Genomic DNA, 24,217 nt, shown 5'->3' on the forward strand with positions numbered 1-24,217 from the left:
ACCTTGGTATCACAGCAGTTAACGGGGATCAATCTGAATTGAAAAAAGTCAGGCTGCCGCAAATGTTGTGAATAAAGTGTAAATGATTGGACAAGCAAGACAAGCAATCAGTTCCAGGAACACAAGCAGGACAAGCAACCAGTCCCGGCAAGTTCAGTCAGCTCAGCAAGTAGACAAGCGACTGTCTCTAAACCAGCTGTTTCAACCGAGATAATTGCCTACATAGCTGTTTTCACATCTCTTACAATTTTTTCAGACGGATAAATATTTGCAGAGTGGGTAAAAATGATAAATTTTTGGGGATTGATGTTCAGATTGCTTGATTTTCAGCTGAAATTGAAAATTATCTTCTTTCTTTGAACTTTTCTACAGTGATATGTTATAATGAAAAAAATGAGGCTTTTAGCGTGGTGAATTTATGAATTTAGGTGAAAAAATAAGAAATTTAAGAAAATCCAAAAAAATGAGTATTGAGCAGCTTTCAAAAATATCCGGTCTTAGTATGGGGCTTATAAGTCAGATGGAGAGAAATATAACCACCCCTTCAGTGTGGTCTCTTTGGGAAGTAGCCAAGGCTCTTGATGTGCGTATAAATTATTTTTTTGATGAATATGATAAGTCGCTTCCGATTGTGAAAAAAAATAGCAGGAAAACTATAACTCTTCCCAATTCTAATGTTACATATGAGCTTTTGAGCCCTAATTTAAAGAAAAAAATTGAGTTCCTTCTGGTAAAAATTGAACCTGGCATGTGCACTTCTTATGAACAGATTTCCCATGAGGGTGAAGAGTGCGGATATGTAGTCAAGGGAACCATGAAGGTGAAGTGGGGAAGCAAGGAATATGTATTGGAAGAAGGCGACAGCATATATCTTGACAGCAATGTTCCCCACAGGTACATAAATGTAGGTGAAGATACTGTGATTTCCGTATGGGCAATGACTCCGCCGAGCTTTTAGAAGAAACTGACGGGCAAATGCTCTATAAGAGTGGTATTTCTACAGAAGGCTGTGGGAAAAACTATTCAAGTCAGTGTGGTATTTATACGGAAGAAGCGTTCAGAGAGAATACGTGGTAAAATCAAGTGGTTATATGTGGTGGATTTTCGGCAGATGCCGAAAATTTTCTTTTTTATTTAATTGATAATTGTATTGAAAATTGATTATACTAAAATATAAGCTATTTATCATAAATTGTGAAATATCGTATTTGATAACCTGTCCATCCTTGGAACTCTAATCCTGTTATATATAGTTCCGGTTTATATTATCCTGTCCACACTCTAATCTGCGCTATGATTATAACTCTGTATCCAGCTTGTCAATTTCTAAATCTCCCTGCTCTTTACTGGTTATTAATTACTTATTTTCCAATTTACTTAAAGATTATGATAGTTAACCATTTGATTTAACCGTTCGTTTCAATTATCCTGCAAGTTAGATTATTATGTGATTGTTTTATAACCAATTTTGTAATTAATCGGTAGTTTGTCCGCTGACGTTTACACACCTGCCAAATGCCTGTTATGACTTGTCCACCACTGTTTATCCACTGCCAGCTGTGAATTGTCAGCTTTAAACTGTTAACTTGTCTACTGACGATTAGCTATTGCCCAATGCTTATTATGCTTGTCCACCGCCCCTTGTCCATTGTCAATTGTGACTTGTCCATTGTTAATAAATATTTCGAGCTTTTATTATTCTAAATACAAAATTTTTTTAAAATATAGCAGGAATATTCAAGTTAGTGAAGAATATTATATATATACATAAAAATATTTAATATAATGAATTATTATATATAGTTGTAAGAGGTGAAAGGAATGACAGAAAACGTTAAAAAAAAGAAATTGACATTAGTTTCGTTGTCTTTAATGTGTGTTACAACCGTATTCATGTTCACTAATATTCCAAGATCATTTTTGCTTATGGGGTATTCTGCAATTCCCTGGTATATTTTATCGGCAGTTGCTTTCTTTGTACCCTTCGCATTTATGATAGCAGAATATGGTGCGGCTTTTAAAAATGAAAAAGGAGGGATATATTCCTGGCTTGAAAAGTCGGTAGGTCCCAAATATGCTTTCATAGGAATAATAATGTGGTATGTGGGCTGGCTTGTATGGGTGGTTTTGACCTGCACGTCCATATGGGTTCACTTTTCAACCATCTTGTTTGGAAGGGACACTACATCCACCTGGAGTTTTCTCGGGATGGATTCCACCAAAAGTGTGGGCATATTGGCAATAATCTTTATTGTCTCTCTTACTTTCATTGCAACGAGAGGGCTTGACAAAATAATTAAAATAACCTCTCTTGGGGGTATTTCCGTCGGGTTTATAAATATCGTGGCCTATGTGGGAGCCATAGTTGTGCTTGTACTTAACCACGGCCATATAGCACAGGCCATAAACCTGCACTCCTTTGTCAGCTCACCGAACCCGGCGTACGGCAGTACCATTTCGATATTGTCCTTTGTCACTTTTTCCATAGTCGCCTATGGAGGCATAGAAGTCATGGGAGGTGTGGTGGACCAGACCGAGGATCCGGAAAGAACGTTTCCAAAAGGGATAATTATAGGAGCTTCTTTCATTGCCATTGCCTATGCGGTGGGTATATTTGCAGTAGGCATATTTACCAACTGGTCACAGGTGCTGTCCGGGAAAAATATAAATACCGTAAATGCAGTTATAATTGTAATGAACAATTTGGGGTATCAGATTGGATCCGGGTTGGGACTGGACCAGGCCGGCTGCCTTAACTTTGGAAGATGGGTGGCCAGGTTTGCAGGATTATCCATGTTTCTCACCTATGTGGGGTCTCTCATAAATGTATCCTATTCGCCGCTCAAGCAGATGATAGAAGGGGTGCCTAAAAAATTATGGCCCGGGAAATTAGGCGAACTTTCCGACGATATGCCTAAAAATGCCATGTGGGCCCAGTGCATAATTATAGTTATAATTCTTGCACTTGTAAGCTTTGGAGGTGAGGGCGCAAATAAATTTTTCAACAAACTTGTTCTGATGACCAATGTAGCCATGACACTGCCCTATGTGTTCATAACCGGGGCATTTCCGAGGTTTAAGAAAAACAAGTCCATTAAGAAATCCTTCAGCATGTTCAAGACGCGTAGAAGTGTCATGCTCTGGTCGGTACTTTCTACACTGACGGTTGGTTTTGCAAATTTCTTTTCCATAATACAGCCGGCTGTGGAAGGCGATTTAAGTACGACGCTCTGGATTATAGCAGGGCCTGCTGTGTTTGCACTTATTGCACTAATGCTCTATAGAAGATATGAAAAATTGATGAAAAATGAAATCTAGAAAGGGAGTGAATTTTGACAGCCTAAAGTAAAAAATTGTCTCTGGGCTGTTGATAACTAATGAAGATATTTGACGGACATTCTGATATTTTAACTGATGTTACTATAAAAAGATCAAAAGGTGAAAGAAATGTATTAAGGAAATATCATATTGACAGGCTCAAAAAAGGCGGCGTGGCGGCCACCATACTTGTAAATTGGGTGGATCCTCCCTATGACAAAAACCCTATGGACAGGATGGTCCAGATTTTAGGTGCCACCTTCGAAGAAATCGGAGAGATGGGAGACTGTGCTGCTGTAGCCTATAATGCGGAGGACATTGAAAATATCCAGAAACAGGGCAAATTGGCTATAATCTTGGGATTTGAAGGTTTGAGCGGGCTCGGTAAAAATGTAAGCTTTTTAAATGCACTTTACGCCCTTGGCATAAGGCATGCAATGCTTACGTGGAATGAAGAAAATGAGTTTGCAACTGGAGTTTCAAGCCCCAACAAGGACAGGGGAGTCACGGATCTTGGGATACAGGCTCTTGAAAAGATGGAGAAGCTGGGAATGATAGTAGATGTGTCCCATGCAAACGAAAAGACCTTCTGGGATGTATATGAGAATACGGAGAAACCTTTTATAGCGTCCCACTCCAACTGCTATGCTGTTTGTCCAAATGCCAGAAATCTGAAGGATGATCAGATAAAGGCACTGGCAGGGAGGGGCGGAGTAATGGGAATGAACGCTTGGCCTGATTTTATAAGCAGCGACGGGAAACCCACCCTTGAAAAATTTGCGGATCATGTGGACCATATTGTAGAACTTGTGGGAATTGACCATATTAGCCTGGGATTTGACTTTTGCGACTTTTTGGATTCCGGATCCACCCAGAGCTTTCAGGAAACAGCCCTGACTGCAACTCCGGAAATTGAAAATGCCTCTGAGATTCCAAATTTTTTGAGAGTACTTAAAAAAAGAGGTTATAATGAAGAAGAACTGAAAAAAATCTCATATAAAAATATAATGAGGGTTGTCAGGGAAATTTTAGGATAAATTTGAATCCATATATATGGTAAAGCGCACTTTGATTAGGTTTTTAAGACCTTTTAAAGTGCGCTTGTTGTTTTATTATTTTAAAAATTGCAAAATATTAGACAATTCTAATGTAATTTTTATACATAAAAAATAAAAATTACAAAAATCTTCTTAATTATAGGTTTATTTTTAGAAAAAGAGGTGATATAATTACCTTGAACTATATATTACATATTTATGAATTAAGTTACATTTTAATTACAATTTAAAACATTTTCATAAGTGCTTAATTTTAGTTCCCACAATGCGTAATTGATGGTTAACTTATATTTTTTTATAAACAGTTCATATAATGCAATAATTATCAATATAATTTATGTGTAGAGCAGTTTGTACAATAAAAATATAATTTTATTATGATATGGAAACGGGTGTGAGAATATGAATAGTTTTAATCAACAAAACAACGATAAATACAATAAATTACAGGAACCTTCTGTATTAGACATTTTTGGTGATGAAACTCTGGAAATGCAAGTTCAACAGCTTAAAAATGACGTAGAAAAAAATACTGAACTTTTAAATGAAAGCAAGGAACTTAACAAAAAAATTACAGAATTCATATCTAATATTTCTCATGAACTAAAAACACCTCTCAACGTTATTTTTTCTGCAATACAGGTATTGGGACTATATAAGGATTATACGGATGAAAATTATGTTAACAAGCAAAGTCAGTATCTTACGATTATGAAACAGAACTGTTACAGACTTATGAGGCTTATAAATAATCTACTGGATGTAAGTAAACTGGACTCCGGATTTATAAAATTGAATCTTCATAATAGGAACATAGTGAGTGTGGTTGAGGACATTACCTCTTCATTGGCGCCTTATGTGGAAGACAAGGGAATCAACCTGGTTTTTGACACCAATGTGGAGGAAAAGATAATGGCAGTTGATTCTGATAAAATAGAGAGAATAATCTTGAATTTACTTTCAAATGCAGTAAAATTTACCCCTAAGAATGGTGAAATATATGTAAATGTCGAAGATGAAGGGGATAATGTATATATCAAAGTAAGAGACACTGGTGTCGGAATACCGGAGGACAAACTTAAAGTAATATTTGAAAGATTTGGGCAGGTGGGTGGGAATAATATCAACAACAGCAAAGGCAGCGGCATAGGCCTTTACCTGGTTAAATCTTTTGTGGAGCTCCACGGTGGAGAAATAAGTGTAAAGAGCACTCTGAATGTAGGAAGCGAATTTACGATAAAACTTCCTGTAAAGGTTATAGACGAAGAAAAATGTATAGATGATGACTGCGGAAACAGAAAAGAGCAGATAGGCATGGAATTTCCGGATATATCGGATATATACTATAAATAAAATCAACTGTATGTAGATTTTATTTCCGCTTTTATAAGTGATATAATGTTTTGGTAAAAGCGGGGTGATGGCATGAGCAAAATTGAAGGAACCGGATGTGACATATTGGTTCCCTTTAGTGAGAGAAAACCGTTGAAGGAAATAGAACACAGCATTACAAAAAGGTACAGGACTCATATATGGTCGAAATTTGTAAAAGCCATAAACGACTATCACCTGGTAGAAGAGGGGGATAGAGTTGCAGTGGCGGTGTCCGGGGGCAAGGACAGCCTTCTTATGGCCAAATTGTTTCAGGAACTTAAAAAACACTGGAGGGTGGACTTCGATCTGGAATTTATTTCCATGGATCCGGGGTATCACGAGAGTATCCGGAAACTTCTGGAAAGCAACTGCAGTTATCTGAATATTCCTGTGCACATTTTTGAGTCCAATATTTTCCATGTTGTGGATAAAATCGCCAGGGATTATCCCTGTTACATGTGTGCAAAGATGAGAAGAGGGGCACTTTATACAAAAGCCCGGGAACTTGGGTGCAATAAACTTGCTTTGGGCCACCATTTCAACGATGTGATAGAGACGACCCTTCTTAATCTTCTGTATTCCGGAAGTTTTAAAACCATGCTCCCTAAATTGAAGTCCAAAAATTTCGAGGGACTGGAACTCATAAGGCCTCTTTATTATGTAAAGGAAATTTATATCAAACGCTTTATACAGGGCAGCGGCATATGGCCCCTTAACTGTGCCTGCATGGTGGAAGCGGAAAGAACGGGCAATAAGAGGTATGAGATAAAGGATCTTATAGCGGAACTCAAGAAAAAATACAAAGATATAGACAACTCCATCTTTCATGCGGCCGAAAATGTGAATTTGGACGGCATACTGGCCTGGAAACAGGGTGGAGAAAGACATTCTTTCCTGGAAAACTACGATAGGGACGAGGGGCAGGGTAAAAAATGACGAAGTTGTGGGGAAAACTCATAAAGAATAATAGGATAGTTAAGGATAAGGTGATCACCCTGGACAGTGGAGAAGATTACCAGGAGGACTTGAAGAACTGCATAATCAAGATCTGCAGTGAATTTGACATTGAAAAACCCTACTGGCTTCCCACTAACCTCGATGAGTACAACAGGAGAAGAAAGACTACCTTCAACCAGGATAATTTTATAGACAGATTTCCCTTTGATAAATTTGTCATAGAGGAAATTAATGCGAAAAAGCGGAGAAAAGGGCGCGGCGTCAAAAAATAAAATAGAGATTTCCGGCGCCGGCCGAAAATCTGAATTGGATAAGTTAGCTGTCAAATATAACTACAAATTTTATGGAATATATGTCTGCCAGTTCTCTTGAATTTGTACCGTCCTCCCTCAGTATTATATAGCTTATTCCCACGTTTTCCAGTATACCTGTTCGGTCCTGGAGGGTCCCGGTACCAAGCAGAAATGTGACTCTCACTCTTTTCCCTATCTGGGTCCTTAAGTAACCTTGAACATAATTTATGTCCTGCTGCACTGGTGAACCCGGTGCCATTTCAAAACTGGTAGGTGTAGGCGTGATGTGCTGCTGTGCCTGTGAAGGCGTCTGGGTTTGTCTTGCCTTATCTGTCTTATCGGAATTTAAAGATGCAGTTTCCGGCATCTCCACTTCTGGCATTATCTCTGGTGCCATCGGCATAGTCCTGAAATAGTCAGGATAATTTGATATCATTAAAATACCTCCGTGATATATTAATTAATTTAAAATTTACATATTGTCCATTGTTAATTGTCCATTGCCTAAGTTTGTGCATAGAGTTCTGTCGGATCGTAAAAGCAGTGGTTCAGTATCTTTATCTGGAAAATCCCTACTCCGTTTGGAGGAAACATGTTGGGACATGGAGCATAGGGATTGAAGTACCATAGAGAATAGCCTATGTTAAATAGTCTGTTGCCCGCAAGTGCCCAGTCTGCTATGTCATAGTGTATTTGATCGGGGGGAGTGGACCAGACATTTTGGTTATTGGGTACGCCGTTTATTTCAGTGCGCATGCAGTCGAACTGGCCGGTCTGGAAAAGTATGCGTCTTAAATCTCCCTGGCCTATTCTGTGGTATTCCCCGTATGGAACCCTGACTCTGTTCATAATAGTGGTAGCTACAGCCCTCATTCCGGTGTCTCCCTCCCCGCCGGCCTCGCATTTTATGATTCTGGCAAGAAGTTCCCTGTCTGAAAAAGCCATAGGCTTTCACCTCCATATTTTATTTACAATACTATTTTATTTGAAAAAGTTTAAAAGGTTACAATTATTTATTTGTTTGCCCACCGCCAACTGTCAATTGTCCATTGTCAATTGTATAAATTTCTTTCGGGCCTCTATAAAAATTTTTTTTGTTGTTATATAATAAGTTATGTATATTTCATGATAAAAGGAAAGAGAGGTAAATTATATGGTGAATAAGAAAAAATTTCTAAGCCCCCTTTTAACTGCGCTGGCAGTAACCCTGGCACTTGGAATTCCGACTGCAGGTGTACAAGCAGCGACAGACCAAATACCGACAACCAGGATTGGCGAGGGTGACAGAATAGGTACTGCTGACCAGCTGGCCATAGAGCAGTTTAAAACTTCCAAGAATGTAGTGCTTGTAAATGGCTACGGTTATGCAGATGCTGTAAGTGCCACTCCTCTGGCAAAGCAGCTCGACGCCCCTATACTTTTAACCCACGGGGAGGATACTCTGGAATCTGAAGTATCTTCAACCATGGACCAGCTTGGAGCAGCTAATGTATATATAATAGGCGGAACCGGAGTTGTATCTCAATCCATGGAAGATAATTTGAAAACTAAATACGGTGATGAAAAAGTTCAGCGTATACAAGGTACTACTGACACTACCAGAATGGGTACAAATGCGGCAGTTGCCCAGAAAGTGCTTGATATGGGCGGTAAAAAATCCGCAGTTCTTGTAAATGGACAGGATGGATATGCTGATTCTCTTTCAGTAGCTTCCATCGCCGCCCAGAATGGATATCCCGTTTTGTTTGCAAATAAACAGGAAGTGCCTTCTGTAGTCAAGGATGTAATAACTTCCAACAGCTTGAGCAATATACAGGCTGCAGGTGGAAGCGGAGTGCTTCCCGAAGTCGTGGTTGATTCTGTGAATGCATCCAAGATTACCGACGATTCCAACATGGCAAATAGATTTGCCACCAACCTGGCAATATTGAATCATTTTAAGAGCAGTCTTGATTTCAATACTGTATATGTGGCAGCAGGCGGTGCATCCGATGATCAGTTTGCAGATGCCCTGGTAGCTTCTGCAGCAGCAGCAAAGACCGATTCCCCTGTAGTGCTCAGCGGAGTTGGTGCAGGTGAAGATCAGATAATAGATGCCAATGCTTATATATTGGGTAATGCAGACAGCAGCTCCAAAGCTGTAATAGTTGGAGGAACAGCTTCTGTTTCACAGGAAATACAGACAACCCTTGAAAATGGTGAAGATTTCGAAGTTATAGGCATTGAATAAAAAAAGATCCCCTTTTGGAGCGGTCAGATAGGGATTTATAATTCCTGAAAAATTCGGCATAGTCGTTGATATTCGGCTATGCCGTTTTTTCGTTTATTTTGGTAAGTCGATAGCGCCAATGCAGTTATAAAAAATTTGAATCCGCTGGGTTCTGCGTCCATCTACCTTTTCAGCCTTAAATACTATAATTTTGTCAATGAACTCTCGGATAATCTCTGCATCCAATTCTGTAATTTCTGTGTACTTTTTAACCAGTGCCAAAAAGCGGTCGGTATTGAGGTACTGTTCATTTGCTGTATCAATGGTATGTTTTAATTTGGTTATCCTTTCTTCCAGAGCTTTCTGCTCGGATTCATATTCAGCCGACATCTTGTAAAAACGCTCTTCGGGAATTTTGCCCATCACATTATCTTCATATAGCTTTCTAATGATTTTGTCTATGTCAGCAATGCGAGTCTGTGCTTGTTCGTATTCCTTTTGACTTTGGCGGAGTTCTTTGGCAAGTTCCTTTTCTGAATTATTCATAACTATACGGATGAATTCCTGTTCATGGTCTTTGGCAAAGGAGGTTACACATCTTAAGTCTTCTAGCAAAAGCTGTTCCACTACAACATTACGTATCTGATGTGAACTGCACATACCCTTTTTCTTGCGGTAAGTAGCACAAACGAAATATTCCTTATCGTGTGTCCATCCCTTGCCTCTAACCTGATACAGCTTTGCCCCACAGTCGGCACAAAACATCATGCCAGAAAGCATTCCCATTTCACCTAATCGTGATGGTCTTCGCTTGCCATCTCTGATTTTCTGCACTGTTTCCCAAGTCCCCTCATCAATAATTGCTTCATGGGTATTTTTGAAAACCAGCCAATCTTCTGGATTGTTCATTATCTTGACTTTGCTCTTATATGACTTTTTAGAAGTCTTGAAATTCACTGTGTGGCCTAGATATTCCATTTTAGCCAGAATATCTGCTACGGTACGAGCCGACCAAGCATATGGGTTTTCAGGTGGTCTTGCTGGAGTGTTAATACCCATTTTGCGAAGATGAACCGTAGGTGTATCAATGCATCGCTTTTCAAGTTGCTTTGCTATCTGCGTGGGTCCAAAACCAGCCATACACAGTCGGAAAATATCTCTGACCACCTCGTCGGCTTTCTCATCTATAATCCAGTGCAACTTATCTTCAGGGTCTTTAATATAACCGTAAGGCGGATTGGTGCAGAGCGGCTTACCGGACTGTCCCTTGGATTTGAACACAGCACGGATTTTCTTGCTAGTATCCTTAGCGTACCATTCATTTATAATGTTAAGAAACGGTGTAAAGTCACTGTCTGCTTGGTTTGCACTATCAATACAGTTGTTAATAGCAATGAATCGTACATCTGCTTCAGGAAACATAATCTCGGTATAATATCCTACTTTAAGGTAATCCCTGCCGAATCGGGACATATCCTTGATGATAATCGTTCCAATTCTACCGGACTCTACATCTGCAATCATGCGGTTAAAGTCTGGTCTATCAAAAGTTGTACCGCTGACCCCATCATCCACATAAAATTCGATGTTACGAAAACCGTTGTCCTCAGCATATTTTTTTAGAATTGCCTTCTGGTTTACTATACTGTTGCTGTCTCCTGCAAGCTCATCATCACGGGAAAGCCTGCAGTAAAGAGCAGTAATTTTCGCTTCTTCAAATGCTAATGTTGATTTACGTATAGTGCTAAATGTTGACTGTCTATTCATTTTTCTCCTCCATTTCCGACAGTCTTCAAGCGGTTTAGCACTATGTATATTACCGTACTACCTTGAAGAAGTCGAGTTGATTTCCGTGGGTTTATTTGAACTATTTGATAACTTTGAAAGGCTTTTTGCGTTGACCGTAATCAGTCGTTTCAGCTTGGAATATGCACTTTCCTTTGCTGAATCACTTACTCGTGATTCCACCACATAGACCGTACCTCCGATATCGGATTTGGTTGTGCGGCTGTTACTTTGATTCTCCATATCGTGACCTCCTGTCCGATGTTTTGAAGGGACTGGCACTGAGCCGAATTGATTACCCAGTGCCTAATCCATTATTTAAGCTTTTATTTGTAATATTTTCAGAGCATCCGGTTGAATTAGCTTGCCATCCAATCTCTCGTAAGCAGAAAATCCAATTTGCCCCTGCAATGCATATAACTCACTTAATTTTTTTATCGTTATTGGTTGACGTTCAATCAGCCAGTAGTATGATAAATCTCCAAATACAATGCTTTTCGCTCCTGCTGATACTGTAGGCATATATGGAGAGGTAACTACAGGCTTTCCGAAGATGGTGTTGTCTGAAGAATTCCACAGATAACTGCCGCTTGTATCCTTAAGGGTTCTAAGAAGCATGGCTGTATTATCGTGCATAATAAACACAGCGTTATTGCGATATTCATCTTTTAATGAAAAATACAGAGAGATAATCTCATCAAAAGAGATGGTACTATTGTCTGCTGTAGTTACATCTGCGTCTGCCGTAAGTATACCTGTTGGCTGAGTTGTGCCATTTCCATTAAGCAATGCATTTTCCTCAGCCTTGCCAAAACGCTTCGCAAAATCACCCATCAGATATTTTTCAAGATTAAAGTTCATATCGGTGACGAATGAGCGGTTTAGCTTGACAAGAGATGCCAGCTTGTATGATTTCACCAGAAACTGTGTAAATGTATCGGCACTTTCGGGGATTGGATCTCCGTCTTCAACCCAATCTGCTGTCCCTGTTGAGGATACCGCTTGAATTTTACCTTCTGCAGAAGATAGATTGATAACAGTAGCAAATCTGCGGAGTATATTCTCCTTTGCCAAAGCAGTGTTAAAGCCTTCTCGGAACTCGTCTGGTGCGACATAGGCTCCTGCATTATCAAAACCCTCTCTTAGATTTTGATTATTTTCTTCTTTTCCTTTCATAACATTCCAAAACGCTCTATTATAAGTTGTTGATGTTGCCATAATCGTTTACCTCCTAAATTAAAATTGATTGTGGGGTATATACCCCGTTTGAAACCGCGTTTTTTTACGCGTTGCCCCACGCCCGTTGTCCAGATGAAAAAGTGTGGAGATTTGACCTCCCCTAGGGGCAGGTATTAACACATGGAGTTGTATCCATTGTTTTCACTGGTTTTAAGCTTTGTAGCAAGATGTAGCAGGTAAAAACTAAACTCTCTATACGAGAGCGATTTTTTATATAACCTGTTTTTCTTGCTACAAGCTGCTACACTGTGTTTAAATAAGAAAAAATTCTTCTTCTGTCAGCTTATATCCGATAAGCATTGTGGTCATCCCACCACCAGAACGTGGTCGTTTCCGTTCTACACGGGCGATAGCTGTTAATGCTTGTTTGAAGTTTCTTGCATTCTCCGAATAACATCCATTGGCACTGCACCAACGCTGATACCGGGCATACACTTCGGATGTCCGCACCTCACTATTAGGACTTTCCTCCAAGGCATCCTCGAAAAATAATGCTATTTTGTCGCTGTCACGTTTATAAGCCTCCGTTGCTGTCTTAACGGAATCAGGTAAAGTCAAGCCTTCTTTCTTTAACAGCTGATAGCCTTCAATTAGCCAGTTGAGGATAGCACTTTGATTCTTTGGTTTGGCGAATTCACGTTTTAAGTTTTTATCCTGCTCGCTTTCATCAAAGTGTCGTTCAAAAGGGATGATTACCACTCTGCCACTGGAAAACAGTGTCATATCCGTAATAACGGGCAGATAATTGGTGTTGATATACAGCTTAAACTTTGGCGAAAAATCAAAGGAATTCTCATGTAGAAACCTTGCGTTAATGGTGTCACCACCCGTCATGCTTTTTACCTGTGCAGCATTTAGGACAAGTCCTCTGCTAGGTTCGGAGATATTCACAAAGCGTACTCCTGCAAGCCGGGCAATATCTTCACTTGGACTTGAACTGTTATTGTTCTTTTTCAGACTGATAGTCTCCGGCCTTGCGGTACAGCCATAACTGCCTAATACCTTAAGAATGCTCTCACATAGCGTACCTTTACCGTTTCGAGTTGTAGCACCATAGAGAACAAACAGGCATTCATACCGAGTGTCTCCGCTGATACTGTAACCAAAGGCCTTTTGGAGGAATTTTGCCTTTTCCTCATCTCCGCTCATAATCTCATAAATAAATCTATCCCATCGCTCACTTTTTGCTTCTGGATCATATTTAACGCCAGATATCTTTGTAAGTCTGTCCTCGCTGTTGTGGGGATGAAAATCCATGGATGTTAAAAACAATGTTCCATTGGCACAGTTGAGTACCTGCGGGTCTTGGTCGAATTCAGCCATTGATATGGGATATACACTCTGTGCATCTTTAAGTACCGTTTCTCGGTATCTTCTTGACTGCCACTTTCGGCAATAGTCAATGTATGCCTTTCTTTGATGTTCATCTTGAATAGTCAAAGCATAGGTTAGCAGTTGATTAGCCAATGATTTACACATTTCCATCACTTTGAGATTACCAATATCGGGAGTCCATATGCCGTTTTCATAGCAAAACCACATCTTCCTTTCGGGAACATAGCGGGCAAAAGATTTATAATAATCAGCAAACAGCCTGCTTGCCCCAATATCTGTCCAAGGGTAACGCTCATTGTTTTCAGGCTTTAAAGTAGTAAGGGAATATTCGCCAAAATCTTCTGTAGCCGATGAACGCTTACCACCTGGTTTGTATATCTCCGTAACGCTTGTGATTGCTTTTTGTATGGTTAGCATTCCATAAGTACTGCCGGACTGCTGTCTATTCCACTTATCTCGCATTAGACCGCTCTGCCGGAAAAGTCTGTCCATCTGTCCAATATCCCTGCCACACCAAAATGCCAGCATACCACAAAGTGCCAAATCAGCTTCACTGTGGGAAGCATAGCCAGATGTATCTCCCTGCCATAATGCTTTGAACCTTTCTCCATTTATTGATTTTAAAGCCTTCTCAATAACAGATTTATCAGACAGATAGGACTGGCTGTCCATATCCGGTAGTTGCTTCACAGGGTTAGGACGTAGCATATACTTGTCTAGTATCATCTGTAGTTCATTCGATTTCTCCGGTATATCACCATCTGCATATACATTGCCTGTTACGGTAACAAAGCGATTTGTTGCTCCAGCCACATAGACCTCAACTCCCAGCTTTCTGTTGTTGATATAATATTTTGTTTTGTCAAAGTCATAGCCAGTGGCCTTAAAGAAAATATGCAGCCCTTTCCCAGATGGACTGTGTTCCATATAGCAACCACTAAAAGCCTCTACAACACTTTGGGCAATAGGCTTAAGCTTACCACTACTGTCGAAGCAATTATCTAAGTCGATAACACAAATGTCATTACCCACCATAAAGCCGATACCATCATAATCACTTAAAGCAGCTACAGCCGAACTAAAATCTTTAAATGTACCACGTTTATTTGGTTTTGCCCTTTTTCTTGTTACTGGGTTATAGGGAACTTTGGTTTTTCTGCCACTTCGCTCTTCATATTTCCAACAGCAAAACTGTGGCTTATCTTTAAGAATCTGCGGCAAGTTATAATATTGTGTATTCAGTTATTTCACCTCCTTGCCTGTTATAAATGACCCGAAACGCTACGGTTCCAGAGGGTTTGCCTTGTTTGACACAACCTCGTTATCTTTTAAGGAATACGCTCGGAATTATCGTCATGGCATATTCTGCTTGAAGTATCTCTTGCATTTCGGGGTATTCAGTTGTCAAGGAGCAGTGAGAGAAAAACTATGCTTTCATTGGGGGATTTTTTTCCTCTCACCTTATAGCCTTGGTAGGGCACATTAGTTGAGGATTTTCTAAAAATATTTTTTCTTCCTCATCCATAAGCGAAGAATTCTATTGATTCGAACCCCTAAAATAAAAAATAGCCTGTCTTTTTTCCAGAAAAGACGGCTGTAATGTTTATGCTTTTGCTCAAATTTGAGCGAAAGTGGTATTAAATTTAAGAAGGCTTAATGCTGTAGTTTTGGATTTTTCAATTAGACTTTCCGACTTTTTTGTCTAAAAGTATTTATTTGAGCACCATTAATTAAATGCGCAAACAGAAAATTGTGATTGAAACAGATGAAAAATAATGTGGGATTAAAAATTTATGCTGTTTATATCGTGTTTTTGTGATATAATTATTAATATTTGTGGGAGGTGCAAAAAATGGCAATACATTATAACAAGCTATGGAAGCTGCTAATTGATAAGAATATGAAAAAGAAAGATTTGCAACGCCTTTCCGGTGTTAGCTCGGCAACTATTACAAAGCTTGGCAGAAATGAAAATGTAAATACAGAAATACTTCAAAAAATATGCACAGCTTTAGAATGTGACATCTGTGATATTTTAGAGTTTGTACCAGATAAAATTGAGAAAGGCAAGGTGAATGATAACAATGATTAAGGATATTATGAATGCCAATGATAGTGCAACACCGAACAGTCGAGAAATAGCTATACTAAAAGAAAATTTTCCCTCATGCTTTAGGGCAGATGGGTCCTTTGATATTGAACGGTTTAAGGAATTTTTAAGTGATAAGATTGCTGTAACTGGAGAAGGTTATGAACTTAAGTTTTTGGGTAAAAACTATGCCCGATTGCTGGCTTCAATTGATACTACAACAGTTGTCGTGCCAGACGAGGAACATAACTCAAAACCAGAAAATGCAAACAGCGAAAATGTCTACATAAGCGGAGATAACCTTGACGGATTGAAGCATCTTTTGAAATCTTATTCAAATAAGGTGAAAATGATATATATTGACCCACCCTACAACACTGGGACAGATGGGTTTGTTTATAATGACAGCTTTAACTTTACTGTTGAGGAATTATCTGAAAAGTTAAGTATTAGTGAAGAGCAGGCACAACGTATTTTAGATTTAACTAAGCGGGGTTCAGCATCTCATTCAGCATGGTTGATGTTTATGTATCCACGTCTTTTGCTTGCCAGGGATTTGCTTAAAAAAGATGGAGTTATATTTATCTCAATAGATGATAATGAACAAGCAAATTTAAAACTAATTTGTGACGATGTTTTTGGTGAAGAAAACTTTATTGGGAACTTTATAATTAATTCTGCACCAAATGCACGTGACTACGGGCATATTGGGAAAATGCATGAATACTGTTTTTTTTACGCAAAGAATAATGATGAAACGAAAACTAATATGTTACCAGACAACGATAAGAACTTTAAATATGAAGATGACAAAGGAGGATTTAATATTCATCCTCTATATAATAGTAATGAAGCTTTTCATAAAGAAAATCGTCCTAACTTATTTTATCCATTTTATTTATATCTTGATGAACCTTGTAAGGATGGATTCTTTAAAATCGGATTAGAAAAAAAGGCTAATTCTATTGAAATATATCCACCAAAGTCATTAAAAAATAATGTTCAATTTGTTTGGAGATGGGGAAAAGAAAAAGCAAGAAAATTTATTAATCAAGAGATTATTGGATACCAAACAAATTCAAATGAATATCGCATAGTACAAAAGATGAGACATTCAGAAAAATTAATTCGTAGTATTTTATCTGACACAAAGTATTCTAGTAGACGTGGAACTGCTGAGGTGGAAGAATTATTAAAAGGTAAAATTTTCTCCTTTCCTAAACCTGTTTCTCTGATTTCCGATTTAATTAAAGTTGGAATGAATGAGGATGATATAATCCTTGATTTTTTCTCTGGTTCAGGAACTACAGCTCACTCTGTAATGCAACTAAATGCAGAAGATGGGGGAAATCGTAAATTTATAATGGTACAGTTACCAGAAAAAGTTAAAGAAGGTAGTGTTGCTGAAAAAGCAGGTTACTTAACTATAGACCAAATCGGTATGGAACGCATTATTAGAGCAGCAAAATCTATAAAGGAAGAATATCCAGATACAACAGCCGACCTTGGTTTTAAACACTTTACTCTTAAAGAACCAGCTACTGATACTATAGACAAGCTAGAGAAGTTTGACCCAGATGAAAATAAGCTATTTGCGGAGAAATCTCTGCTTGACGATTTTGGAAAGCCTACCATACTTTCAACATGGCTTGTAAGGGATGGTTATGGTCTAACTGCTAATGCTGAAGAGTTAGATTTTGCAGGGTACAAGGGCTATTATACCGGAAAACACCTTTACCTTATTGATTCGGAACTGTCAAATAAGGCTATTGAAGCCATTGTAGTAAAATACGAAACAGACGGAAACTTTAATCCAGAAAATGTGGTGCTATTCGGATATAGTTTTACTTGGACGGAAATGGAAGCTTTGAAAATTAATTTGAAACGGTTGAAGGATACAGAGAAAAACTTGCGTATCAACTTCGATATCCGTTATTGATTGGAGGGTATGTCATGGAACTTATCCTACAACGAGGATTACCACACCAACAAAAAGCAGTAGACGCTATAAGTAAAGTGCTAGATAGGGTGCATATTGCTCAACCTAGACAATTTTATGAAAACCCGATAGTTGATCTTTCTGATTCTCAGTTAACTGCTAATATCAGAGAAATTCAAAAAAATATCCCTGCAGAGTATCGAAGCAGTAGGCCAGTTGGAGATTGCTTGAATCTTGATATAAAGATGGAAACAGGAACAGGTAAGACGTATGTTTATACACACACTATGTATGAGCTTCATAAACAATACGGAATCAATAAGTTTATTATCGCTGTACCTTCACTTGCGATTAAAGCGGGGACAGCACAGTTTTTGCGTGATGAATATGTAAGGCGACATTTTTCCGATGTTTGCGGATATGGTACAGAAATTGAGGTTGGTGTACTAGAAGCGCCGAAAAGCAAGAAAAAGGGACGTACATATTTTCCGAGTGTTGTAAGCGACTTTGTAAAAGGTTCTTGCCAAAACACGAAGAAAATATATGTGCTGTTAGTTAATATGCAACTGCTCGTTGTTCGTAAAAATGGTCTACTCAGTCGTGATGATTATGATTATGGTGTAGAAGGTTTTTATAGACCACTTGATGCTATTCGTGCAACACACCCTATTGTTATTATTGATGAGCCACACAGATTTTCTCGTGACCAGAAGGCTTTCAAGGTGATCGCTGATGAAATAAAACCACAGTGTATTATACGTTTTGGTGCTACCTTCCCTGAAACCACAAGCGGACGTGGAAAGAACAAAATAACGATAAAAGACTATCAAAACCTGCTCTATGATTTAAATGCCTGTGAATCTTTTAATCAGAATTTAATAAAAGGAGTAGCGAAGGAGCATTTTGAACCAGTTTCTAAGCGTGAAGAAAAGGTAAAAATCACTTCCGTCACAAGTAAGGATTCTGTTACCTTTCAGTATAAAAAGCGTGATGAAGCAACTAAAACATTTACCCTTAAAACTGGAGATTCACTATCCATTATCAATGAAGCTTTCGAGGGAATTACTATTCAAGCTATTGGTAAATCAACAGTTGAGTTTTCTAATGGTATTCAAAAGTCAACTGGTGAGGAATTGGATGTGGATATCTATATGACCTCTTATCAAGAGCAGATGATGCGTCTTGCTCTTGAACGTCATTTTGAAACTGAAAAAGCAAACTTCTGTGGTCGCAATTTCAAGATCAAGACATTGGCATTATTCTTTATCGATGATATATCATCATACCGACCAAACGAGGAAGGTAAAACCCCTTATCTATTACAAGCTTTTGAGAGATTACTTAAGGAACGGATAGAATCGGTGCTATCTACCCTCAGTGAGCATGATACAGAATATCGGGCATATCTGGAAGCAAGTCTTGCAGATATTTCTGCTTGCCATGCAGGCTATTTTTCACAGGACAATAGCGATTCGGATGAAGAAATAGCAAAAGAAGTAGAAACCATCCTTCATGAAAAAAAACAGCTTCTTTCTTTTAAGAATAAAGACGGCAGTTATAACACTTTACGTTTTCTATTTTCAAAATGGACACTTAAAGAGGGCTGGGATAACCCTAATGTATTTACGATAGCTAAGCTTCGTTCTAGTGGAAGTGAAAACAGTAAACTGCAAGAGGTTGGACGAGGTTTACGACTACCTGTAGATGAGAATGGTAATAGAATCTCCAATGAAGAATTCCAGCTTAATTATATTGTTGACTTCACAGAGGCAGACTTTGCTAAACGATTAATAGACCAAATAAACGGAGAAATTCCACAAGCTTCTTCTATTAGCGAAGAAAGATTGGAACAAGTGGCCAAGAAACTCGGCATGACTTCTGATGAGCTCTTTGATGCATTATATGATAATCATTATATCGACAGACGAATGAATATAAAACCGGATACCAGGGATGCTTTCTTTGCAGAATATCCAGACTTTTCCACAGGGTTGTCTTCAGGTAAAGTAAAAGACAGAAATGTTGCTAAGCCAAAGCCTGTTAAAATCCGTAAGGCTGTGTACAGCGAGATACGAAAACTCTGGGAGACAATTAATCAGCGGTACTTGCTATTTTACGATGCGGATTTGGATTCCGATATGACCAACGTGGTAGTATCATTGCTAGAAAAACCTAGCGTTTTCACAGACGTTGTTATGACCAGCTCCAGAGATATTGTAAAGAGCGATGGCTCACAGATGATGATTCTTTCAGATACAGGTGCTCAATACATAGTATCCAAGCCTATTCCCTACAATGAATTCCTTAAGAGGATTATGCGAGCTACAAATATTCCAATCAAAGTATTGCATGAAGCATTGTGTGAGTATGTAAATAGGCATGGTGCTATTAACCCTGAACACATTAATGAAAATTCTGTCAGTATGTTTATCCAACAATTTCAGGAGTGGAAAAACAATAATTTGCAAGGCCGATTCCATTATGCGAAAAGTAATACGCCTGTTGGTGCAACAGCACTCTCATATGCAGACGGTTCTCCTCGTGAAGATATTGCGCAGGGACGCATTGGTACAAAAATCGCGCCCGGAACTCCAAGTGATAAATATTTATACGATGCTTTCGTTTATGACTCACCGTTGGAACAAAAGAACATTATGTCGGACATTGAGGAAGTAGTTGTATACGGTAAAATCCCACGTAGCAGCATTGCCATACCAACTATTACCGGTGGAATGTACAGTCCAGACTTCATGTATGTTGTAAGAAAGGCTTCCGGTGAGAAAGAGCTTAACATTGTAGTCGAAACAAAAGACGTAGAAAATAAATCCGACTTACGTGGTACAGAAAAAGCAAAAATTGATTGTGCTCGTGTTTTCTTTGATATGCTCTCGAAAGATGGATACACTGTTTATTTCCGTGATCAGTTAAACAACAAACAGATGGCTCAGATTATTAAGGAAGTATTGGCAGAGTGATTTGTGTGAATTTCTAGCTGAAAGGAGGTAAATCAATGAAAGCTATGATATTCTTAAACACAGCTTGGATGGAAAGATATGAAGGTTTATTGGGAAATGATAAAGAAATACATGGCGGTGGCTCCTATGTTGAAGAATATGGTTATGGACACGAAATATTCAATTTCAAAAAAATTAGCGGTAAGGTATATGGTTATGCTCAGCCAAGCGGGTATAACAACCTACAAAGATTAGGAGCGAGTGAAGATGATGAATTCATAGATGATGTTTTAGTCATTTTCACTGCAACCCACAAGAATGGCGGAACGTATATAGTTGGATGGTATAAGAATGCCAGGTTTTTTAAAGATTACCAGAACACTAATCTTTCAGAAAGAAAATTTAGAAATGAATATATCGGATATTATGCTGTTGCTAATGCTGACAATGCTACTTTACTGAGTATAGATGAAAGGTTCTCATTCCCGATAATACCAAGAAGAGTAAAAGGCGGAATGGGTCAATCAAATGTTTGGTATGCTGATAGCCCGGAAATGGTGGATTTTAAGAAAGAAGTTCTAAGACATATAGAAAGATATGAAAAAAAGAAAAGTATTAGGCGTCGCCTTCCTATCTTCCGCCAAACCGATGCAGAACTAAGAAAGAAAATAGAGAATATCGCTATTAGAGAAGTTACCAGAGAATACTCAGAAAGGGGTTTTACCGTGACTTCTGTAGAAAGCGAAAACTTAGGATGGGATTTGGAAGCAGTTTATAAGAAAATTAAATTAAAAATTGAAGTAAAGGGACTAGCAGGTCAAGAGGTTTCTGTTGAGTTAACTCCAAATGAATTTTCAAAAATGAACAACAATAAGGACTCTTACAGATTATGTGTTGTTACAAAGTGCCTAGAAAATCCTGTACTTTATGTTTTTTCATATTCCTCTGAAAGGAATGAATGGATAAGCGAAGATGGTCATATACTTTCAATTGACCAGATTATATCCGCAAGGTGCTATACTTAATTCCATAAAATGACCATATTTTGTATTACCAATAAACACAAAAAGACCAGCCGCTTCAAGCATTCATGCCTGATTGTGACTGGTCTTTTTTGCCCCGCTTGAAGCTGTTCATTTTAGCTTTTCTTCAATCCCTAAGTGAACGCTTCTTTCGGGGATTTTTTTATTTTAACATCATTTAATCTATAAACTTTGATTAAATGACCTTATGCCCGGTTATTTGAAATTGAGAATTTTTTGCTGATTTTATATAATTAATTTGGTCATAAATATGTTCATTTTATAATAAATATGTTCATTTGGGGTGTAAATGACTATGATTATCTGAAAATGGATATAATAAAAAATATATAATTTGATAGAAAGGAAATAAATTAATGAACTCTTTTTTAAATAATCGGCTGTTGTATATGGACGTCCCAATGCGTATAGTGCGGCTTATAGGGAAGATTAATGAATACAAAGGGAAACAGGATTTGTATAATCAGCAGTCACCGCAGGTTTTAGAAAGTCTTAAAAAAGTAGCAATTGTAGAGAGTACTAAGGCATCTAATGAAATTGAAGGCATTAAAATAGAATATAAGCGCCTTCACGATATTATAAATAAAGGCAAGCCTATAAATTTAGAAGATAGATCTGAGGGAGAAATAATGGGATATAAAGAAGTGCTGAATTTGATACATACATCGGCAGTTCATATTCCAATAAAGCCTAGTGTAATTCTTCAATTACATAGAGATCTATATAAATTTGTTTCAATAGAGGGGGGACATTGGAAAAGCAGTGATAATTTTATTCAAGAAACATTGCCAAATGGGGGAAAATTTATTCGTTTTAAACCTGTAAGCGCTTTTAAAACACCTGACTTTATGGAAAAACTGTGCAGTATGACTAATGAGAGTATAAAAGATAATAAAATAGATCCGTTGATTTTGACGGCCGCTTTTGTATTGGATTTTTTATGTATTCATCCTTTTGATGACGGTAATGGCAGGATGTCGAGATTGCTGACTCTGCTGTTGCTATATAAATTTGGGTATGAAGTGGGAAGGTTTGTAAGTTTGGAAAAGATAATAGAAAAAAATAAAGAAGAATATTATAGGACCTTGTATTTATCTTCACAAGAATGGCATGATTGTAAGCATGTCTTGCTGCCATGGATAGAGTATTTGCTTGGGGTTATTCTTTCTGCCTATCGAGAATTTGAAGCCAGAGTTGGAAATGTAAAAAATACAAGGGGAAGCAAAAGCAGCAGGATAGAAAATTCAATAAATCATTTTATAGGCTCATTTACTAAAGATGATATCAGGAAGGCATGCCCGGATGTTGGAGAATCAACTATAAATAGGGTTTTATCAAAATTAAAAGGTGAAAATAAAATAACTGTTACGGGCAAGGGAAGAAATGCGAAGTGGAGAATAACTAGTTGATTTAAGTATTAAAATGACTATGATTAATGATCATAATCTTGGATAAAAAAAAGGATTTTTATATATTATGTAGAATAATATAGGAAATGCATAAGTATAATTAACTAGCCGTCATGAAAAATAACTGTATTTTGAGGAATATGTTTCCTGTAGAACCTTGAATTACTAGGGCTAGACTATGGAAAATTTAGAAATGTTGTTGTATAATTGATACATGGGTTGATTGTTACCAATTTATTAATTATTTATCATAATATATAGACTATAGAAATTATGGATTTATTATGATATAATCAGGTATGAATTATCAGGAATATAGGGCAGATAATAAATTTTTGTGAAATATTCTGCTAAATTGTACAATCTTACTAGAATGTACGATTTATATGTGTTATAATAAAACCTGTTTTAAGAATGTGGACCAAGCATTGTGAGTATGGTGCGTATGATATATTACAGATGAGTAGAATACGTATAAAAAAGTAAAATTTCAGTTTGTAGATGAATAATAATTGGACATACTACTGTAATCTGGTTTGCATTTTGACAAAGTATATATTTAAAATATATATATATTTTTTAAAGAATTTTAATTAAAATTCACTTAAATCGAGGAGGGTATTACAATATGAGCAAGAAAAGTACAAAGGCACTTGCAAGTGCTGCACTTATGTCCTTGGTTTTAACTACAGCTTTATCGGCTGGTCCAGTTAAAGCAGCTCAAGGAAAAGTTACAAGAACAAGTGGTACTACTAGATATGCAACAGCTGCTGAAGTTGCTAAGACAAACTGGGCACAGGGCAGTAAGAATGTAGTATTAGTATCAGGAGAAGGTTATGCAGATGCGGTTAGTGCTTCAGCACTGGCTAAGAAACTGGATGCACCAATCCTTTTGACTGCATCTGATACATTGAGCTCAGACGCTAAATCGGCACTTGATACATTGAAACCGGAAAACGTATATGTTATAGGTGGAAATGCTTCAATTTCTCAGAACATAAGAGATGGCCTCAAAGCTGACAAATACAATTTGACAGAATTGGGTGGAACTACAAGATATGAGACAAATGCTAAGGTAGCTGACGAACTGGTTAAATTGGGAGTTGACCCCAGCAATGTAATGGTTGTTGGAGGAGAAGGATTCTCGGATGCCCTTTCAGTAGCACCAGTAGCAGCTGCAAAAGGACAGATATTATTACTGGCAAGCAACGACCA

At 37.9% G+C, this 24,217-nt stretch carries 19 protein-coding genes and 1 pseudogene; 14 read left to right on the forward strand and 6 right to left on the reverse strand.

Going from position 1 to position 24,217, the window contains the following annotated elements:
• Positions 1 to 418 precede the first annotated feature (418 nt).
• The 7 genes and pseudogenes from AB8S09_RS14655 to AB8S09_RS14685 all read left to right on the forward strand — a co-directional run bounded on the left by AB8S09_RS14655 (position 419) and on the right by AB8S09_RS14685 (position 6,979).
• Positions 419 to 958, forward strand: a complete 540-nt coding sequence (locus tag AB8S09_RS14655; protein ID WP_369869423.1) for a helix-turn-helix domain-containing protein — start codon at positions 419 to 421, stop codon at positions 956 to 958.
• A complete protein-coding gene (locus tag AB8S09_RS14660; RefSeq protein WP_294184794.1) occupies positions 931 to 1,077 on the forward strand; it encodes a hypothetical protein in 147 nt (48 codons plus the stop codon). The genes AB8S09_RS14655 and AB8S09_RS14660 overlap by 28 nt, the downstream gene beginning before the upstream one ends.
• A gap of 744 nt (positions 1,078 to 1,821) precedes the next feature.
• Positions 1,822 to 3,318, forward strand: a complete 1,497-nt coding sequence (yjeM, locus tag AB8S09_RS14665) for a glutamate/gamma-aminobutyrate family transporter YjeM (protein WP_369869424.1) — start codon at positions 1,822 to 1,824, stop codon at positions 3,316 to 3,318.
• A gap of 59 nt (positions 3,319 to 3,377) precedes the next feature.
• The gene (locus AB8S09_RS14670; RefSeq protein WP_294184790.1) at positions 3,378 to 4,355 is read left to right on the forward strand and encodes a dipeptidase; all 978 of its coding nucleotides are present in this window, start codon (positions 3,378 to 3,380) and stop codon (positions 4,353 to 4,355) included.
• Between the two features lie 474 nt (positions 4,356 to 4,829).
• Positions 4,830 to 5,729 (forward strand): annotated as a pseudogene (locus tag AB8S09_RS14675) (sensor histidine kinase); the annotation flags it as partial.
• Positions 5,730 to 5,801: 72 nt separating this feature from the next.
• Positions 5,802 to 6,686, forward strand: a complete 885-nt coding sequence (locus AB8S09_RS14680; protein WP_369869425.1) for a tRNA 2-thiocytidine biosynthesis TtcA family protein — start codon at positions 5,802 to 5,804, stop codon at positions 6,684 to 6,686.
• Positions 6,683 to 6,979: a hypothetical protein gene (locus AB8S09_RS14685; RefSeq protein ID WP_294184787.1), complete on the forward strand. Its 297-nt coding sequence runs from the start codon at positions 6,683 to 6,685 to the stop codon at positions 6,977 to 6,979. Before AB8S09_RS14680 ends, AB8S09_RS14685 begins: the two co-directional genes overlap by 4 nt.
• A 43-nt stretch (positions 6,980 to 7,022) precedes the next feature.
• Here the strand turns inward: AB8S09_RS14685 and AB8S09_RS14690 are convergent, their stop codons facing one another.
• Together AB8S09_RS14690 and AB8S09_RS14695 are read right to left on the reverse strand one after the other, a co-directional pair.
• Positions 7,023 to 7,436, reverse strand: coding sequence for a hypothetical protein (locus tag AB8S09_RS14690; RefSeq protein WP_294184785.1), 414 nt, complete (start codon positions 7,434 to 7,436; stop codon positions 7,023 to 7,025).
• Between the two features lie 68 nt (positions 7,437 to 7,504).
• A complete protein-coding gene (locus AB8S09_RS14695; protein WP_294184781.1) occupies positions 7,505 to 7,945 on the reverse strand; it encodes a cell wall hydrolase in 441 nt (146 codons plus the stop codon).
• A gap of 208 nt (positions 7,946 to 8,153) precedes the next feature.
• Here AB8S09_RS14695 and AB8S09_RS14700 point away from each other — a divergent pair, with 208 nt between their 5' ends.
• Positions 8,154 to 9,230, forward strand: coding sequence for a cell wall-binding repeat-containing protein (locus AB8S09_RS14700; protein WP_294184779.1), 1,077 nt, complete (start codon positions 8,154 to 8,156; stop codon positions 9,228 to 9,230).
• A 93-nt stretch (positions 9,231 to 9,323) separates the two neighbouring features.
• Here AB8S09_RS14700 and AB8S09_RS14705 read toward each other — a convergent pair whose 3' ends face one another.
• The 4 genes from AB8S09_RS14705 to AB8S09_RS14720 form a co-directional block, all read right to left on the reverse strand.
• Entirely contained in the window at positions 9,324 to 10,976 is a 1,653-nt protein-coding gene (locus AB8S09_RS14705; protein WP_369869426.1) for a DUF4368 domain-containing protein, read from the reverse strand.
• 57 nt (positions 10,977 to 11,033) lie between these two features.
• Positions 11,034 to 11,237 carry a transposon-encoded TnpW family protein gene (locus AB8S09_RS14710; protein WP_012103571.1) on the reverse strand — a complete coding sequence of 68 codons (204 nt, stop codon included), beginning with the start codon at positions 11,235 to 11,237 and terminating at the stop codon, positions 11,034 to 11,036.
• A gap of 75 nt (positions 11,238 to 11,312) precedes the next feature.
• On the reverse strand, positions 11,313 to 12,212 hold the full coding sequence (locus AB8S09_RS14715; RefSeq protein WP_012103572.1) for a phage major capsid protein: 900 nt from the start codon (positions 12,210 to 12,212) through the stop codon (positions 11,313 to 11,315).
• A gap of 273 nt (positions 12,213 to 12,485) precedes the next feature.
• Positions 12,486 to 14,789, reverse strand: coding sequence for a phage/plasmid primase, P4 family (locus AB8S09_RS14720; protein WP_369869427.1), 2,304 nt, complete (start codon positions 14,787 to 14,789; stop codon positions 12,486 to 12,488).
• Positions 14,790 to 15,420: 631 nt separating this feature from the next.
• On the opposite strand from AB8S09_RS14720, the gene AB8S09_RS14725 reads away from it, so the two are divergent.
• The 6 genes from AB8S09_RS14725 to AB8S09_RS14750 all read left to right on the forward strand — a co-directional run.
• Positions 15,421 to 15,660, forward strand: a complete 240-nt coding sequence (locus AB8S09_RS14725; RefSeq protein ID WP_012103576.1) for a helix-turn-helix domain-containing protein — start codon at positions 15,421 to 15,423, stop codon at positions 15,658 to 15,660.
• Positions 15,653 to 17,596, forward strand: coding sequence for a site-specific DNA-methyltransferase (locus AB8S09_RS14730; protein WP_369869428.1), 1,944 nt, complete (start codon positions 15,653 to 15,655; stop codon positions 17,594 to 17,596). The genes AB8S09_RS14725 and AB8S09_RS14730 overlap by 8 nt, the downstream gene beginning before the upstream one ends.
• A gap of 14 nt (positions 17,597 to 17,610) precedes the next feature.
• The gene (locus tag AB8S09_RS14735; RefSeq protein ID WP_369869429.1) at positions 17,611 to 20,571 is read left to right on the forward strand and encodes a type III restriction-modification system endonuclease; all 2,961 of its coding nucleotides are present in this window, start codon (positions 17,611 to 17,613) and stop codon (positions 20,569 to 20,571) included.
• A gap of 35 nt (positions 20,572 to 20,606) precedes the next feature.
• The gene (locus AB8S09_RS14740; RefSeq protein WP_103081498.1) at positions 20,607 to 21,575 is read left to right on the forward strand and encodes a protein NO VEIN domain-containing protein; all 969 of its coding nucleotides are present in this window, start codon (positions 20,607 to 20,609) and stop codon (positions 21,573 to 21,575) included.
• Between the two features lie 374 nt (positions 21,576 to 21,949).
• Entirely contained in the window at positions 21,950 to 23,002 is a 1,053-nt protein-coding gene (locus AB8S09_RS14745) for a Fic family protein (protein ID WP_369869430.1), read from the forward strand.
• 628 nt (positions 23,003 to 23,630) lie between these two features.
• A partial coding sequence (locus AB8S09_RS14750) for a cell wall-binding repeat-containing protein (protein WP_369869431.1) occupies positions 23,631 to 24,217 on the forward strand: 587 nt, incomplete at its 3' end.

It is taken from the genome of Clostridium lapidicellarium, from assembly GCF_041224415.1.
Lineage (GTDB): Bacteria > Bacillota > Clostridia > Clostridiales > Clostridiaceae > Clostridium_B > Clostridium_B lapidicellarium.